The sequence below is a fragment of the Methylosinus sp. LW4 genome, from assembly GCF_000379125.1.
Taxonomy (GTDB): domain Bacteria; phylum Pseudomonadota; class Alphaproteobacteria; order Rhizobiales; family Beijerinckiaceae; genus Methylosinus.
In genome coordinates, this window is record NZ_KB900626.1 from 2720777 (window position 1) to 2736186 (window position 15410).

Sequence of the window (15410 nt, forward strand, 5' to 3'; positions counted from 1 at the left end):
GCCGAATCGCATTTGGGCGGCAAAGCTTGCGCCAGCGCTCGCCAAAAAACCCGCGCCCGCGCCAGAAGCCGGCTCGGATGAGCGCCATTTGAAAGGAAATCGCCCCAAAACACGAATGGCCGCCCCAAAGGGGCGGCCATGAAGATCGATTCGATGTTGTTTCGACGCGCTCTCACCAGAAGACGTTGGCGCGGGCGAGGAACAAGCTCGGATGCTCTCCGTTGAGATAGGGACGGTCGGAGGGCGCAACCAGCGTCAGCGCCTTCGTCCAATTGGCCTGCAAGCGGAAGCCGTTGACCGGATACCAGTTCAAGCCGATCGTCAGATTGTCCTGGCGACCGCCGAGCGTCGCCGTGCTGGCGAGCGCTTTTTGAGCCGCCGTGCCCGCCGCCGTCGCCGCATAGACGAAATTGCCATCGACGAGGCCGCCATTGTTGAGATTGATCTCGCTGTAGCGCGCGGCGAGCTCCCAGGCGCCCCAGCCGCCCTTGTTGACGGGATCCTTGATCTGGATCGGGCCGAAAGTGCCGGGCGTGAAAAAGTTCTTGTCGTAGCTGCCATAGACGGCGGCGCGCGATTCTCCGGTCAGGAACCACGAACCTTGGACATAATAGCCGCTGTATTGGAGGCTCGAGCCGCCGCCATTGCCGAGCAGGAGAGCGTTGAGCGGATCGCGCTCGTAACGCGTGGCGATATATTCGCCTTGCAGCGAGACCGGGCCGTAGCTGGCGGCGGCCTCGAAGCCGTAGCTATAAGCGTATTTCAAGCAGCCGTTCTTCAGGACGAAAGGCGCGGACAGGAGACCGAGGCCGGTCGCGTTCGTCGCCAGGCTGCCCGAGGCCGCGCAAGTCAAATCCTGCGCCGCGGACACGCGCGTCCAGGTGCCGCTGCCGCCCAGCACATCCGCCTCCTCGCGCTCCGTGCCGGCGCCCGGCCGGAGGAAGGCGGAATCGGTGGCGGCCGTCGTGTTCTCCGGCTTGTGATAACGGAAGGACGAGCCGAGATGCAGCAGCTTGTCCTCTTCCTGAATGGGCGCATAGGTGGCGCGCACCGCCGCGTCCCAATATTGCGCGCCGCCAGTGGGCGGAGCGACCGCTGTATCCTGCGGCGAGGTGGAGAAAATGCCGGTCTTCACCGTCCACAGCTTGTCGCCGATGGTGACGGCCGCGCCCGTATGGCGGCTCGGCGCCAGCACCGTCGGCAGCGCGCGCTCGAGGAAGGTGATGTTGCTCGTCGAGCTGTTCGTCTCCATGCTGAACGGCTCGAAGAAATTGCCGACCTGGAAGGTGACGGGCTGCTTGGAGATCTCTTCCGGCAGCAGCTTGGCGCGATAGCCGATATAGGCGTCGCGAATGCCGGTCACGCCGGAGTTGGTGAAATCATACTGGAACCGGTAGAACCAGTCCTTATAGGCCTTGCCCTCGAGCCAGATCTGCGCGCGGCGGAAGCCCACATTGCTGCGCGACATGGTGTCGGCCGAGCTGGCGAAGCCGCCGTCGATCTGCATGCGGCCGCCGAGCTTGAAGCTGAACGCCTTGTCCTCGGTCTCGACGAAGAGGCCGTTGCGGAAGCTGACGAACACCGGCGGCGGCGCGACGAGGCCCGGCTGGGTCTTGGCGGAATTCAGCGCATTCTTGACCTGGGCGTTGGTCTTGGCCTGCTCGGTCACCCGAGCCTCGAGGCGCTTGATCTGCTCCTTCAGCGCCTTGATCTCGCTCGCCGTGTCCGCCAGCGCCGACGCCGGAGCGCCCACCATCCCGCAGAAGGCGGCGAGCGCGACGCCGCCCGAGAGCCGCTGCGCCATTTTCGACCCGATAGTCTGTTCTCTCATCTCAGCCCCCTGCGCTCGGCGATTGCGTGGCGCCTCGGACGTCCGCTCGCCGGACGAGATTTGCATTCGGTCGAATGAATATCTCGCGTCGACGACAGATCTCCCCGGCCCGAAGAACACATGCAAGGCGCGCGACGATTGCACCTTTTGCCTACTAAACATCGGATGATGCCCAAATTATCGCCAGATGCGCCCGCATGATGAGCTTCTAACGGCGAAATGTTCTTTGGATACATCACATGTAATTGTCTTACATTTCGATCGGCCGTTCGCGCAAGGCCGGAATCGGCTTCTCTTAAGGATTTTCACGTACGTGTTGCCGATTCGACACAATCGCTATGCGGCGTCGCTATGAGGCTCGACCATATTGCGATTGCGGCGCGCGGCGGCGAGCGGCTCGGACCAGACGCCTAGAGGGATCGAAGGCGATCCGGCGGCGGCCGCGCTCCCTCGGCCACGGCGACGTGGCATTTGGGCAACACCTTAAGTGGAAACCGATGTCACAATCCGCCGCCGCCGCCTTTTGTGATGAATGTGTCACACAACGCCTCTAGCCGTGCCGTAGCGGTAAGCAATTCAAGGCAGAGGCTGACATGAGACAGGTACCGAACGTTCAGACGATCGCGAAGGGCGCGACGCCTTCGAAGCTGCTGGGAGGCGTAGCGGTCCTCGCCCTCGGCGCGTTCGGCGCGCCCGCGGCGGCTCACGCCGACACGGCGAGCGAGATCAAGGCGCTCAAGGCCGAGCTGAAGCGGCTCGAGCACAAGCTCGACGAGCAGGCCAAGACGACCCATCAGGTCAAGAACGCGCTGAACTCGGCCAAGGCCGCGCCGGGCGGCAATGCTCCGCCGCCGGTGTTCGTCAGCTTCAAGAACGGCCTCTATGTCGAGACCGAGGACAAGAGCTTCGACTTCAAGATTGGCGGCCGCATTCAGGCCGACGGCGGCTTCACCAGCTATCCCTCCGCCTCCGGCGCCCGCAGCAACGTCGGCTTCCGCCGCGCTCGCCTCGAGGTCGAAGGCAAGGCGTATAAGAACTGGTTTTACAAGTTCCAATACGACTTCACCGGCACCGGCGTGACCGGCATTCGCGACGCGTTCGTCGCCTATCGCGACACGCTGCTGCCGGAGTCCATCACCAAGCAGCCGGTCACCTTCCAGGTCGGTAGCCAGTACGAGCCGTTCAGCATGGAGACGGTGACCTCCTCCAAGCACATCACCTTCATCGAGCGTGCGCTTCCCGGCGCTCTGGCCCCGGATCGCCATGTCGGCGCCAAGGTCGGCCTCGGCGACAAGAATTGGAGCGTGCAGGCGGGCGTGTTCTCGACCAGCTTCGGCCAGGACTCCGCGCAGGCTCCCGCCGTCACCGGCCATCAATATTGGGACCTGACGACGCGCGCCACCTATGCGCCGATCGTCGAGGAGGACAAGCTGCTGCATTTCGGCGGCTCGTTCATGTTCCACAGGCCGAACGACTCGACCGCCGCCCAGGACCCGAACAATCTGCTGCCGGGCACCGGCTCGCGCGACGAGACCGACATTCTCAACAATCGCTATGTCGTCGTCCCCTCGGCTCAGGCGCTGACCTGCAGCCCGGTCTACAAATCGGCGGCCGGCGTCGCCCTGCTGTGGACTCCCGGCTATCTGCAGAACAGCTGCCTGAAATACAGCTTCAACTATAACTTCGAAGTGGCGGCCTCTTATGGGCCGTTCTCGGTCCAAGGCGAATATTCCGGCGCTCATTACGAGCGTGATGCGGGAACGGCCTTGGCGCTCGGCAACAATGGCGGATCGAGCCTCAATTACAGCGGCTATTATGTCCAGGGCTCGGTCTTCCTGACCGGCGAGTCCCGCGCGGCCTCTTATAGGGGCTATGACAAGGACTGGAACACGCCCGGCACCTTCAGCGACATCGTGATCCTCAATCCGCTCAGCAAGGGCGGCCTCGGCGCCTGGGAATTCGCCGCGCGCTACAGCGAGCTCAACCTCAACAATGGCGGTCTCGTCAGCGGTCCCTACGCCTATTGGGCGGCGGTGGCCGGCGGCGCCGCCGACAAGGCGCTGGCGAGCACGGCGACGCTCGGCGGCCGCGAGGAGAACCTCACTCTGGCGCTCAATTGGTATCCGGTGAGGGGCGTCCGCTTCCAGGCCAATTGGACGCGCGCCATGACGCTCGTCGCTCCGTCCGACAAGCCCTATCTCAACGGCCAGCACCCGAGCACCTTCCTCGCCCGCGCCCAGGTCTTCTGGTGAGCGAAAGCTCCGGCCTTCGCAAGGCTCAGCGAGACGATCGAATCACGAAAGGCCGCCCTTCGGGGCGGCCTTTTTCGTTATGAAACCAATATTTATAACGTGACATTTCCGCAACAGAGGCGGCGGAAACGCCGCCGCGGCGGCCCGGCTCGGCTCCACATCTCTAGTCAATCCCTATAGTCCATGGTTAAGGAATTTTACTGATCCGTTCATATGGGGACGAACATGAAGAAACACGGCGATATCGGCGGCTCGACCGCGCGCCTCTCGGGCGGAGTCGCCCTTGTCGCATTTTGCGGGCTGCTGGGCGTTCCGGCCTCGGCGCTGGCGGATACGGCGAGCGAGATCAAGGCGCTGAAGGCGGAGCTCAAGCGGCTCGAGGCCAAGGTCTCGCAGCAGGCCAAGGACAATGCGCAGGTCAAGAATGCGCTGAATTCCGCCAAGGCCGCGCCCACCAACGCCCCGCCGCCGGTCTTCGTCTCCTTCCGCAACGGCCTCTTCGTCGAGACCGAGGATCAGGACTTCAATTTCAAGGTCGGCGGACATCTGCAGATCGACGGCGGCTTCGCCTCCTCGGCCGACACCATCTCCCGCTCCAATGTCGGCTTCCGCCGCGCCCGCCTCGAGATCGAGGGCAAGGCGTTCAAAAACTGGTTCTACAAGGTCCAGTACGACTTCACCGGCGCCGGCGTCGCCGGCATTCGCGATTTCTATGTCGCCTATCGCGACAAGCTGCTCCCCTCGGAGATCAGCTCGCAGCCCGTCACCTTCCAGATCGGCAATTTCCGCGAGCCCTTCAGCCTGGAAGCGACCGAATCGTCGAAATATTTCACCTTCATCGAGCGCTCTCTGCCTTCCGTCCTCTCGCCGAGCCGCCATACCGGCGCGGCGGTCGGCGTCGGCGACAAGCAGTGGAGCGTCAAGGCCGGCATATTCTCGACCAGCCCGCAGGACACGGCGACCGCGCCGCCCACGGGGGAGGCGCAATATTGGGATGCGGCCGTGCGCGGCGTCTATGCGCCGATCACCGAGGAGGACAAGCTGCTCCATCTCGGCGGCTCCTTCAAATATCACAAGCCGAACAACACCACCGCGGCGACCGACGCCGCCAATCTGCGCCCCGGCCAATCGCCCGAGCGCGAGGAGACCGACGTGCTCGGCGGCGGCGGCGCGCTCACCCGCGTCTCCGCGGCGCAGGATCTCTCCTGCGGCGCCTCGGCGGCCAGCCTCAACATCACGACCACCGGAGCGGGCCAGCTCATCGCTCCCTTCGCCCGTCGCTCGAGCTGCCTGAAATACTCCTACAACTACGGCTTCGAGGCCGCCGCCGCCTATGGCCCGGTCTCACTGCAGGCGGAATATATCGCCGCCCAATATGAGCGCGACTTCACCAACGCCCTCATCTTCGGCAATGGCGGCGGAACCAGCCTGCGCTATAGCGGCTATTACGTTCTCGGCTCCCTGTTCCTGACCGGCGAGTCCCGCGCGGCCTCCTACAAGGGCTACGACAAGGACTTCAACACGCCGGGCAGCTTCGGCGAGGTTCAGATCAAGAACCCGCTGAACAAGGGCGGCTATGGCGCCTTCGAGCTGGCGGCGCGCTACAGCGAGATCAATCTCAACAATGGCGGTCTCGTCGACGGCAACTTCGTCTATGCGGCGACCGTGGCCGGCAACGCCGCGCAGAAGGCCCTGGCCAGCACGGCGACGCTGGGCGGACGCCAGGACAATTTCTCCCTCGCGCTGAACTGGTATCCGGTGAAGGGCGTGCGCTTCCAGGCCAATTGGACCAAGACGCTGACGCTGGTCGCGCCCTCCGACCGCCCCTATCTCAATGGCGAGCATCCGAGCCTCTTCCTCGCCCGGGCGCAAATCTACTGGTGAGGGGCGCTTCGATCGAGGCGTCTTATATTACGCTCCAATTCACGCGGCCGCCCCTTCGGGCGGCCGTTTTTTTTGGGCGATGCGACGCGGCGGCGGACGTTTGCATCCCGTAGAAAACATAATATCAAATTAAGAACTTTGCGTCGTCGATTCGGCGCAGCGTAGGTAATCGGCCTATTTACTTAAGCGTAAATACGTAATTCGATTCCTTTTTGCTGCGGCGGATCTCAAATATGTCCAATATTTTCCGTATTTCTATTGTCATCGCGACAGTCGCGCAAAGCGTCGCTGCGGGGCGCGCCGAAGAGCTTCCGAAACGGCAGGCCGCGCCCGTCGAATATGTCCGCATCTGCGACCAATATGGCGCGGCCTTCTTCTATATCCCCGGCAACAACACCTGCCTGCGCATCGGCGGCGCCGTCGTCGCCGAATGGCGCTCTTGGAGCACCTCCTATCGAATGTCGCGCAGCATCATCGCGACCGACAATCCTTTCGCCTTCGGCCCCAGCATCAACTCGAATCCGCTCGGCATTCCGGGACATGTTCCCATCCTGGGCTATTCCAATCCGCGCAGCGGCGACAATTCCGGCTTCGTCGGCCTCGGCCGGGTGGAGATGGACGCGCGCGCGCCGACCGACTACGGCACGATGCGCGCCTTCGTGCGGCTCGAATCGCAATTCGGCTCGGACAGCAGCGCGGCGACCGGCTCGATCAGCGGCTCGCAATATTTCGGCGCGGCCAATTACTCCAATGGCAATGTATTCCGCACGACGGCGCGCGAGACGACGATCCTCAACAAGGCCTTTGTGCAATTTGGCGGCATTACCGCCGGCCGCGTGCAATCCTTCTTCGATTTCTACACGGACAATATCGATTGGGAGGCGCTGCGCGGCTCCAACGCCACCGTCGGCGCGCTGGCCTATACCTATAGCTTCCGCGACGGCGTCTCTCTGAGCTTTTCTCTCGAGGACAATGTCTCGCGGCGCGGCTTCGTCGGCTCGACCATCGGCGCCTTCAATTATGTGGCGGCGGTCTACGGCCTCTCGGGCGCGGCAGCGGACGCCGCCGCGGCGGCCTGGGGAACACGCTTCACCGGCGTGCCGGACGGCGTGCAAATTCCAGAGATCGTCGGCGCCTTCCGCATCGACCAGCCCTGGGGCGCCGTGCAGCTGTCCGGCGCGGCGCATCAGCTGCGCACATCCACCTACACGCGCAACGCCACAGTGGCGACGCCCGTCACCGGCCTGCCGCTCGGCACCGCCATCCCCGTCGTTTCGCAGGACGATTACGGCTATGCGTTTCAGCTCGGCTGGCAGTTCAATCTCGACAAATTCGCCCCCGATATTTTTTCCGAGGGCGACAAATTATGGGTGCAGGGAACCTACGCCCGCGGCGCCGTCGGCTATCTGATGGGCAATAATCTCAGCTTCAACGGCGGCCCCGTGAACGGCAACGCCTTCTACGGCTATGGCAATGGCGGCGTGAAAGCCAGCAATGGCTGGGAGTTTCTGAGCTTCGACTGCATATGGACCGCCGCCGCCCATTGCGACAAATCGATCGGCTGGGTGGGGCTGGCCGCCTTCAAGCATTATTGGACGCCGACGCTCTCCTCCGGCGTCTACGGCTCGCTGATGGAGCTCTATTACAGCCCGAGCGCCATCGCCGATTTCGGCGGCGGCGTCGGCGCCGTGAACACGACCGAATATCGCGTCGGCTCCAATCTCGTCTGGACGCCGATCAAGAATTTCGACCTCGGCGGCGAGCTGATGTATCTGCGCGACAATCATCACAGCCGGCCGGTGGGGCTCGCGCCGGACATAGCGCTGTGGTCGGTCGGCCTGCCGTCATGGAAGGGCGCCAACGCCACTGTGGAAGGCCGCCTGCGCCTCCAACGCTCCTTCTGACCCGCTTGGGGCGTCGCCTCAACCCGCGCGCGGCGTGAAGACGCCGTCCGCCTCCATCATCTCGAGCAGCATGCCCTCGCGCAGGCCGCGATCGGCGATGCGGGTGCGGGCCGCCGGGAAGACGCGGCGTATCGCCTCAAAGATCGCGCAGCCGGCGAGCACGAGATCGGCGCGCTGCGGGCCGATGCAGCCATTGGCGGCGCGCTGGTCGAAATCCATGGCGCGCAGCGAATCGATGGCGCGCGTGGCGTCCTCGTCCGAGAGCCAGAGCCCGTCGACGCGCCAGCGATCATAGCGCTCGAGGCCGAGATGCACACCGGCGAGCGTCGTCACCGTGCCGGAGGTGCCGAGCAGATGAAAGCGCTCGCAGCGCCGCTCCGCCGCCGTGCGCTCGGCGAAGGCGGCGAGCCCCTCGAGCGCGCGCGCCGTCATCGCCTCATAAATGTCCGGCGTCACGCTCTTGCCGCCGAATCGCTCCGCCAGCGAGACGACGCCGAGCTCGAGCGAGGTCCAATGGCGCAATTCGCCGCCCTGCGCGTCGCGCGTCAGCCACACCAGCTCGGTGGAGCCGCCGCCGATGTCGAAGAGCAGAATGCTCTCCGCGCGCGGATCCGCGAGCGAGCCGCAGCCGCGCGCGGCGAGGCGGGCCTCGGTCTCGCGATCGATGACCTCGAGCAGCAGGCCGGTGCGCTCGCGCACGCGCTCGACGAATTCCGCGCCATTGTCGGCCGCGCGGCAGGCCTGGGTGGCGATCAGTCGGGCGCGGGAGACGCCGCGGGCGCTCATTTTCTCGCGGCAGACGTCCAGCGCCTCCAGCGTGCGCTCGATCGCCTGCTCGCAGATGCGGCTCGAGGAGCCCATGCCCTCGCCGAGCCGCACGATGCGCGAGAAGGCGTCGACGATGCGCAGCATGTCCGTCTTGCGCCGGGAGCGCTGCTCCGGCCGGGCGATCAGCAGCCGGCAATTATTGGTGCCGAGATCGAGCGCCGCATAGACATGATCGTCGCGCCGCTCGCCCAGAAAGCGAGCGCTCCGCGCGGAGACGTCCGCAGCGCAAAGGGGGTCGGATGGGCGAACAGGATCGCCCGCGCCGTCCACGGATGCGCGCGCCCCCGCTCCAGCGCGCGGCGCCTCGCCTCCGCCCAGGCCCCCGCCCCAATGTTCCGGCTTTTTCAACCCGCCTCCCGATCGGCCTTTTTTCCTTCGCGCCGCCGCGCCGCCGATCCCCGTCTCGACGAACTCTCATGGCCGATCGCGGGAAGTGTAGCAAGGCCGGCGCGAATGCCAAGGAGCGCGTTTACGGGCCGCGCCGGCGGGCGCGAGCGAGGCCGTTGTGAAAACCAGCAAAGGTCGCGCCACGAACCGCGCCGATCAAACCGCGCCGATCATGTTGACAGAGGCGCATCCTCTCTTTAGATCACCGCGACGCGCCGCTTCGCCGCGCGACCGTTGGGGGATAGTTCAACGGTAGAACAGCGGACTCTGACTCCGTTAATCTTGGTTCGAATCCAGGTCCCCCAGCCATTTACGTCCGAGCTTTCGCCGAAAGCTCGCGGCCGAGCTCTCCCCGCCAGCCTCGCGCCTCCTCACTCGAAGGTCACGCTCAGCCCGTGGCGCTCGAGCTCTTCTTCTATCGCTTCGAGAATCGACTGCAGCTCGACGATGTCGATGGGGATTTCCTGGTCGGGCGCGTCCCAATGGTCGATGTCGTCGAGGCGGATGAAGAAATCCGTGTCCTCCTCGGCGTCCGGGGGCGGCGCGCTATTGGCGATGGTCAGCACATGGCCGCCGGAGAGGACGCGAATCGCGCCTTCCGTCATCTCGATCTGGATCGATTTGCGCCGCGCCATGCAAGATGCTCCCGCTTCAGCTCACTCTACGATCAAACCGGCCCGCACCGCCACTTTTCGCATCAAGGTCGGCAGCCCTTCCTCGGAAAGGCGCGCCAGAGGCGTCCAGCGGCCGTTCTCGATATGGGGCGGCGGCGCCGGAAGCGTCGCGGCGAATATGGTCAGCCGCAGCGAAAAATGCGTGAACACATGCTCGACCTCCCCTGGCAGCGCGCGCCAGCGCGCCGCGGCGGGCGCATGGGCTTGGGCGCGGGAGGGGTCGAAATCGACGCGAAAAGGCGTCGAGGGAAATTCGCTCATGCCGCCGAGCAGGCCGCGCGGCGGCCGCGTGCGCAGCAGGGCCGCGCCGCCGCAGGTGAGGACGAAGGCCGCGCCGCGCCGCAGCGGCTTCTCGAGCTTTTGCGCCTTTACCGGGAAGCGCTCGGTCTCGCCGCGCCGCGCCGCCTCGCAGCCGGACGCGAAAGGGCAGAGATCGCAGCGCGGCCCGCGCGGCGTGCAGACCGTCGCGCCGAGATCCATCAAGGCTTGCGTGAAATCGCCGGAGCGCGCGGCGGGAAGCAGCGTCTGCGCCGTCTCGCGCAATTCGCGCTTGGCCTCGCGGATCGGGCGGTCGATGGCGAAGAGCCGAGCGACGACGCGCTCGACATTGCCGTCGACGGCGACGCAAGGCGCGTCGAATGCGATGGCCGCCACCGCCGCCGCCGTATAGGGGCCGACGCCGGGCAGAGAGAGAAGATCCCCCTCCTCCCGCGGGAAGACGCCGCCGCGCTCGAAAGCCACCTGCTGCGCGCAAGCGTGGAGATTGCGGGCGCGGGCGTAATAGCCGAGGCCGGCCCAGGCTTTCATCACCTCCTCCAGCGGCGCGGCGGCGAGCGCCTCGACGCTCGGCCAACGAGTGAGAAAGCCGAGGAAATAGGGCTTGACCGCCTCCACCGTCGTTTGCTGCAGCATGATCTCCGACAGCCAGACGGCGTAAGGGTCGGCCCGCTCGCCGGGCGCGGCGCGCCAGGGCAGATCGCGGCGGCGGCGGTCATACCAGGAGAGCAAATCGGAGAGCAGCGCGCGCGGATCGGGCCGCGGCGGCGATTTTGTGGACGACCTCGCGGCCGACGACTTGGCGGGGGCTCTCGGCATGGGCTAACCTGTCCTTACCGAGATCAGAGCCGATCGCGCAAGGAGAGAACATGACCGACGCGGCGGCCGGACGCTCGAAAATGCGGCGATCGCGCCTCCTCGGCGAATTCGTCGACAAGACGCTCGATCCTCTCGCCGCGCGCCAGGGCTTCAGCGAAAGCTCGCTGCTGCTGCGCTGGGAGGCGATCGTCGGCGCGCGCGTCGCCGCCATTTGCGAGCCGGTGAAGCTGCAATGGCCGCCGCGCGCCAAAAAGCGCGCGGCCGACGAAAACCAAGCCGGCGCCAAAAGCCGCGCGGCCGAGAAGACAGACGAGCCAGCGATTCTGGCGCTGCACGTCGAGCCGGGCTTCGGCCTCGACATTCAGCATATGAGCGCCGCCATCATCGAACGCGTGAACACGCATCTCGGCTGGCGCTGCGTCGCCAAGATCACGATGAAGCAGGAGCCGCTCGCCCCCCGTCGCGTCCGGCCGACGAAGCCGCCGGTCGATCTCGCAGCGCGCCGGCAGGCGGAAGCCGTGACCGAAGGCGTCGCCGACGAGAGGCTGCGGGCCGCGCTGGTGGCGCTGGGCGAGCGCGCGCTGGCCAAGCCGACCCGCTGATTATTGGATGATCCAATAAGCGTCGGGATCGCCGCGCATATGCACCTTCACCAGCCGGCTGAAGGGCGGAACTGCCTCGACGATGATGTCGCCGCCGAGCACGCGGCAATCCTTGCTCTTCAGGCCGCGGCGGATGATCTCGCGCGCCGCCTCGAGATCATATTGCTCGGCGAGATCGACGACGCGCTGCATATCCGCGCGCTCCTTGCAGCCGGCATAGCCCGGAAAGCCTTCGTAGATGACGGCGACCTCGACGGCCGCCGCGGGCGCCAGAAGAAAAAGCGCGAGCGCCGCGCCGAGAATGTAAGAGAGCTTCATATTCGTCTCCAATGAAAAATCGGCTCGCCGTCAGGGGACGCGCACGCATTCAAAAAAGGACAGCCGGAAATAGATCATCGACGCCGAGGCGAATCACTGCGCGCCATGGTCGCTCATTCGGCGAAAAAATTCCGTTGTGGATTATCGAAATCGCTCGACCGCATAGGGCGCCGGATCGGTGAAGGGCGCCTCTCCGGTCATCATCTCGGCGAGCAGCCTGCCGCTCACCGGGCCGAGCGTGAAGCCGTGATGCTGATGGCCGAAATCGAACCAGAGGCCCTGATGGCGCGGCGCCTTGCCGATGATCGGCAGCATGTCCGGGAAGCAGGGGCGGCAGCCCATCCAGGGCTTGGGGTCCAGCCGCTCACCGAGCGGGAACAGCGTGCGCGCGAGCGCTTCGTCCTTTCCCACCTGCACGGGCGTCGGCGCGGCGTCGCGGCGAGCGAATTCCGCGCCGGTGGTGAGGCGCACGCCGCGCGTCATCGGCGCCAGCACATAACCATTGTCGGCGTCGAGAACGGGATGGAAAAGCCGCGCGCCCTCCTTGGTTCCGTAATGCATGTGATAGCCGCGCTTGACCGCGAAGGGCAGATCATAGCCGAGCGGGCGGAAAATCTGGTCGGACCAGGGGCCGAGCGCGACGACGACATCGCGGACGATCAGCGCGCCGTCATGCGTGGGCACGCTCCAATGTCCGTCGCGCGTCTGCGCGAGAGCGCGAACGTCGCCGGCGAGAAAGCGCCCGCCGCGACGCTGGAACAGCTCCGCATAGGCCTGCGCCACCGCGCAAGGATCGGCGACCGAGGCGGTGTCGCGAAAATGCACGGCGCCGACAACGGGCGCTATGTCGGGCTCCAGCGCCGAGAGGCCGGCGGCGTCCAGCTCCTCGACGCGAAGTGAAAAGTCGCGCAGCCGGGCGGCGTCGACGAGCCCTTTGGCGAGGCTCTTGTCGCTGCGATAGAGCTTGATCCAGCCGGTGCGGCGGACGATGTCGCCGGCGCCCGAGAGCTGGATCAGCGCGTCATGCTCCTCGAGGCAGCGCTCGACCAAAGGCAGCGCGTCCAGAGCGTGACGTTTGGCGCGCTCCGGCGCGCTCTCGCGAAAATAGCGCCACAGCCAGGGCGCGACGCTGGGCAGGGCCGAGACATGATAATGCGCCTGCGGCGAGAGATTGAGCGCATAGCGCAGGAGATCGCCGAGATCGCGCGGGAAGAGATAGGGAAAGACGGAGGCGCGCTCGATGAGCCCGGCGTTGCCGAAGCTCGTCTCCAATCCGGCCGCGCCATGCCGATCGACGAGGACGACATCGCGCCCCCGCGCCTGCAGATGCAGGGCGGCCGAGACTCCGACCATTCCCGCGCCCAGCACGGCGACATCGGCGGTCTGCTGCATAAGGTCCTCCGGGCGAACACATTCTGAAACCGAGATATGGCGGCCCGAGCGGGCGAACGCCAGCGCTGGCGTTGGTTCATCCGCAGCAATATTTCGGCCAGAGAGGGCGTCTCGAATTCCAACGGTCCGGCCGGCGAAGCGGGCTCAAATTACCTCGATGAGGCTTTCGCCTCGCTCCAGCGCCGCCAAGATGTCGGGAAGCATCGTTTCGAACCAGGCCAGAAGCTCGCGCTTCCGCGTGTTCGGAACGCGCACCCAGACGATTGGCGGGCCGCCACTCTCGAGCGCTTTCCGCTGCGCAAAATCCTCGTCTTTGGAGATAACAACGGCGCCGGCCGCAAGGGCATAGCTCCAGATCGAACTGTCGCTGGCGTCTCCGAGACCGACATCCCCGACATGCTCCGCCTCATGTCCCGCCGCGGAGAGCCAGCGCGCAAGCGCCGGCGGCAGCTGCGCATCGACGAGAAAGCGCATCAGGCGACGCGCAGGATCGGATGATCGCTCTGGCGCGCGGCAAATTCGAGGACGGCAACGATATCCGCCGCCTCGAGCAGCGGATAATCCTCGAGAATCTCCTCATTCGAGGCCCCGGCCGCGAGAAGGTCCAGAACGTCTTTGACGCGAATGCGCAGCGAGCGGATACAAGGGCGTCCGCCGCATTGCTGCGGATCGACAGTGATACGCTCGAGCTGGCTCATTTCGACCTCCGGTTCCCTTTCAATATATCGCGAGGCGCGCTCGGGGTCACCCGGGCCTTCGCCCGGAACGCCAGCCCTGCACCGCGCCTTGCTATCTTTAGGATATGTTCACCACGAAGACTGGAAGCGGAGCCGGCCCCGCCCCCTTCACTCCGCTCGCGGAAGGGCCTAAACGATCGTCTTCCCGCCGAACCGGCCGCACGAAGACTTTTCCAAAGGACGCCCGAGCCCATGATCCCTCGCTATTCCCGCCCCGAGATGACCAAGATTTGGGAGCCGCAGACGCGCTTTCGCATCTGGTTCGAGATCGAGGCCTATGCCTGCGACGCGCTCGCCGAAATCGGCGTGATCCCCAAGGAGAGCGCCAAGGCGATCTGGGACAAGGCCGATTTCGTCACTTTCGACGTCGCCCGCATCGACGAGATCGAGCGCGTGACCAAGCATGACGTCATCGCCTTCCTCACCCATCTCGGCGAGTTCATCGGGCCGGATTCGCGCTTCGTGCATCAGGGCATGACCAGCTCCGACGTGCTCGACACATGTCTCGCCGTGCAATTGGCGCGCGCCGCCGATCTTCTCATCGCCGACGTCGACGGCCTGCTCGCCGCGATAAAGCGCCGCGCTCTCGAGCATAAATATACGCCGACCATCGGCCGCTCGCATGGCATTCACGCCGAGCCGACGACCTTCGGCCTGAAGCTCGCGCAAGCCTATGCCGAATTCACGCGCTCGCGCGAGCGGCTCGTCGCCGCGCGCAAGGAGGTCGCGACCTGCGCCATTTCCGGCGCCGTCGGCACTTTCGCCAATGTCGATCCGCGCGTCGAGGAGCATGTGGCGAAGCAGCTCGGCCTCGCGGTGGAGCCCGTCTCCACGCAGGTCATTCCGCGCGACCGTCACGCCGCTTTCTTTGCGACGCTCGGCGTCGTGGCGTCATCAGTGGAGCGGCTGGCCATCGAGATTCGCCATCTGCAGCGCACAGAGGTGCTGGAGGCGGAGGAATATTTCTCGGCCGGGCAGAAGGGCTCCTCCGCCATGCCGCATAAGCGCAACCCCGTGCTCACCGAAAATCTCACCGGCCTCGCGCGGCTGGTGCGCGGCATGGTGACGCCGGCGCTGGAGAATGTCGCGCTGTGGCATGAGCGCGACATTTCGCACTCTTCCGTCGAGCGCAATATCGGCCCCGACGCCACGGTGACGCTCGACTTCGCGCTCTCGCGCCTGACCAGCGTCATCGATCAGCTCATGATCTATCCCGAGAACATGCAGAAGAATCTCGACCGCCTCGGCGGGCTCGTGCATTCGCAGCGCGTGCTGCTGGCGCTGACGCAAAAGGGCGTCTCACGCGAGGACGCTTATTCGCTGGTGCAGCGCAACGCCATGCCCGTGTGGCGCGGCGAAGGCGAGTTCCGCAAGCTGCTCGGCGCCGACGCCGAGGTGAGCGCGAAGCTCTCGCCCGCGGAGCTCGATGAATTGTTCGATCTCGCCTATCACTTCAAGCATGTCGACACGATCTTCGATCGCGTGTTCGGCAAGGCGTGACGCTGC

13 protein-coding genes and 1 tRNA gene are annotated in these 15410 nt (G+C 65.4%); 6 read left to right on the forward strand and 8 right to left on the reverse strand.

Features of this window, described 5'->3' with window-relative positions; genetic code table 11:
• Positions 1 to 172 precede the first annotated feature (172 nt).
• Positions 173 to 1831: an OprO/OprP family phosphate-selective porin gene (locus METLW4_RS24870; RefSeq protein WP_157235122.1), complete on the reverse strand. Its 1659-nt coding sequence runs from the start codon at positions 1829 to 1831 to the stop codon at positions 173 to 175.
• Positions 1832 to 2424: 593 nt separating this feature from the next.
• Between METLW4_RS24870 and METLW4_RS24880 the strand changes: the two genes are divergently transcribed.
• From METLW4_RS24880 to METLW4_RS0113680, 3 genes are all read left to right on the forward strand, one after another.
• Positions 2425 to 4083, forward strand: coding sequence for an OprO/OprP family phosphate-selective porin (locus METLW4_RS24880; RefSeq protein ID WP_018266778.1), 1659 nt, complete (start codon positions 2425 to 2427; stop codon positions 4081 to 4083).
• Positions 4084 to 4308: 225 nt separating this feature from the next.
• Positions 4309 to 5967, forward strand: a complete 1659-nt coding sequence (locus METLW4_RS24885) for an OprO/OprP family phosphate-selective porin (RefSeq protein ID WP_018266779.1) — start codon at positions 4309 to 4311, stop codon at positions 5965 to 5967.
• A gap of 233 nt (positions 5968 to 6200) precedes the next feature.
• Positions 6201 to 7871 (forward strand): porin, encoded by a 1671-nt coding sequence (locus METLW4_RS0113680; protein WP_018266780.1) that lies wholly within the window; start codon positions 6201 to 6203, stop codon positions 7869 to 7871.
• Between the two features lie 18 nt (positions 7872 to 7889).
• Here the strand turns inward: METLW4_RS0113680 and METLW4_RS0113685 are convergent, their stop codons facing one another.
• Entirely contained in the window at positions 7890 to 8891 is a 1002-nt protein-coding gene (locus METLW4_RS0113685; RefSeq protein WP_245258495.1) for a Ppx/GppA phosphatase family protein, read from the reverse strand.
• Positions 8892 to 9321: 430 nt separating this feature from the next.
• On the opposite strand from METLW4_RS0113685, the gene METLW4_RS0113690 reads away from it, so the two are divergent.
• A tRNA-Gln gene (locus METLW4_RS0113690) sits at positions 9322 to 9395 on the forward strand.
• A gap of 62 nt (positions 9396 to 9457) precedes the next feature.
• On the opposite strand, the gene METLW4_RS0113695 is transcribed toward METLW4_RS0113690, so the two are convergent.
• Both METLW4_RS0113695 and mutY read right to left on the reverse strand, forming a co-directional pair.
• Positions 9458 to 9721: an Imm74 family immunity protein gene (locus METLW4_RS0113695; protein ID WP_018266782.1), complete on the reverse strand. Its 264-nt coding sequence runs from the start codon at positions 9719 to 9721 to the stop codon at positions 9458 to 9460.
• A gap of 21 nt (positions 9722 to 9742) precedes the next feature.
• Entirely contained in the window at positions 9743 to 10855 is a 1113-nt protein-coding gene (gene mutY, locus METLW4_RS0113700) for an A/G-specific adenine glycosylase (protein ID WP_018266783.1), read from the reverse strand.
• Positions 10856 to 10905: 50 nt separating this feature from the next.
• Between mutY and METLW4_RS0113705 the strand changes: the two genes are divergently transcribed.
• A complete protein-coding gene (locus METLW4_RS0113705; protein ID WP_018266784.1) occupies positions 10906 to 11457 on the forward strand; it encodes a DUF721 domain-containing protein in 552 nt (183 codons plus the stop codon).
• On the opposite strand, the gene METLW4_RS0113710 is transcribed toward METLW4_RS0113705, so the two are convergent.
• The 4 genes from METLW4_RS0113710 to METLW4_RS0113725 form a co-directional block, all read right to left on the reverse strand.
• Positions 11458 to 11775, reverse strand: coding sequence for a hypothetical protein (locus METLW4_RS0113710; protein WP_157235124.1), 318 nt, complete (start codon positions 11773 to 11775; stop codon positions 11458 to 11460).
• A gap of 141 nt (positions 11776 to 11916) precedes the next feature.
• Positions 11917 to 13167, reverse strand: a complete 1251-nt coding sequence (locus tag METLW4_RS0113715; protein ID WP_018266786.1) for an NAD(P)/FAD-dependent oxidoreductase — start codon at positions 13165 to 13167, stop codon at positions 11917 to 11919.
• 144 nt (positions 13168 to 13311) lie between these two features.
• A complete protein-coding gene (locus tag METLW4_RS27055; protein ID WP_083919271.1) occupies positions 13312 to 13641 on the reverse strand; it encodes a DUF5615 family PIN-like protein in 330 nt (109 codons plus the stop codon).
• Positions 13641 to 13865 (reverse strand): DUF433 domain-containing protein, encoded by a 225-nt coding sequence (locus METLW4_RS0113725; protein WP_018266788.1) that lies wholly within the window; start codon positions 13863 to 13865, stop codon positions 13641 to 13643. Before METLW4_RS0113725 ends, METLW4_RS27055 begins: the two co-directional genes overlap by 1 nt.
• 231 nt (positions 13866 to 14096) lie before the next feature.
• Between METLW4_RS0113725 and purB the strand changes: the two genes are divergently transcribed.
• Positions 14097 to 15404 carry an adenylosuccinate lyase gene (gene purB, locus METLW4_RS0113730; RefSeq protein ID WP_024878632.1) on the forward strand — a complete coding sequence of 436 codons (1308 nt, stop codon included), beginning with the start codon at positions 14097 to 14099 and terminating at the stop codon, positions 15402 to 15404.
• Positions 15405 to 15410 lie beyond the last annotated feature (6 nt).

Excerpts from the sequence above, each read along its gene's own strand:
- METLW4_RS24870 (WP_157235122.1), bottom strand. The coding sequence starts at position 1,831 with ATGAGAGAACAGACTATCGGGTCGAAAATGGCGCAGCGGCTCTCGGGC.
- METLW4_RS24880 (WP_018266778.1), top strand. The coding sequence starts at position 2,425 with ATGAGACAGGTACCGAACGTTCAGACGATCGCGAAGGGCGCGACGCCT.
- METLW4_RS24885 (WP_018266779.1), top strand. The coding sequence starts at position 4,309 with ATGAAGAAACACGGCGATATCGGCGGCTCGACCGCGCGCCTCTCGGGC.
- METLW4_RS0113680 (WP_018266780.1), top strand. The coding sequence starts at position 6,201 with ATGTCCAATATTTTCCGTATTTCTATTGTCATCGCGACAGTCGCGCAA.
- METLW4_RS0113695 (WP_018266782.1), bottom strand. The coding sequence starts at position 9,721 with ATGGCGCGGCGCAAATCGATCCAGATCGAGATGACGGAAGGCGCGATT.
- mutY (WP_018266783.1), bottom strand. The coding sequence starts at position 10,855 with ATGCCGAGAGCCCCCGCCAAGTCGTCGGCCGCGAGGTCGTCCACAAAA.
- METLW4_RS0113705 (WP_018266784.1), top strand. The coding sequence starts at position 10,906 with ATGACCGACGCGGCGGCCGGACGCTCGAAAATGCGGCGATCGCGCCTC.
- METLW4_RS0113710 (WP_157235124.1), bottom strand. The coding sequence starts at position 11,775 with ATGAAGCTCTCTTACATTCTCGGCGCGGCGCTCGCGCTTTTTCTTCTG.
- METLW4_RS0113715 (WP_018266786.1), bottom strand. The coding sequence starts at position 13,167 with ATGCAGCAGACCGCCGATGTCGCCGTGCTGGGCGCGGGAATGGTCGGA.
- METLW4_RS27055 (WP_083919271.1), bottom strand. The coding sequence starts at position 13,641 with ATGCGCTTTCTCGTCGATGCGCAGCTGCCGCCGGCGCTTGCGCGCTGG.
- METLW4_RS0113725 (WP_018266788.1), bottom strand. The coding sequence starts at position 13,865 with ATGAGCCAGCTCGAGCGTATCACTGTCGATCCGCAGCAATGCGGCGGA.
- purB (WP_024878632.1), top strand. The coding sequence starts at position 14,097 with ATGATCCCTCGCTATTCCCGCCCCGAGATGACCAAGATTTGGGAGCCG.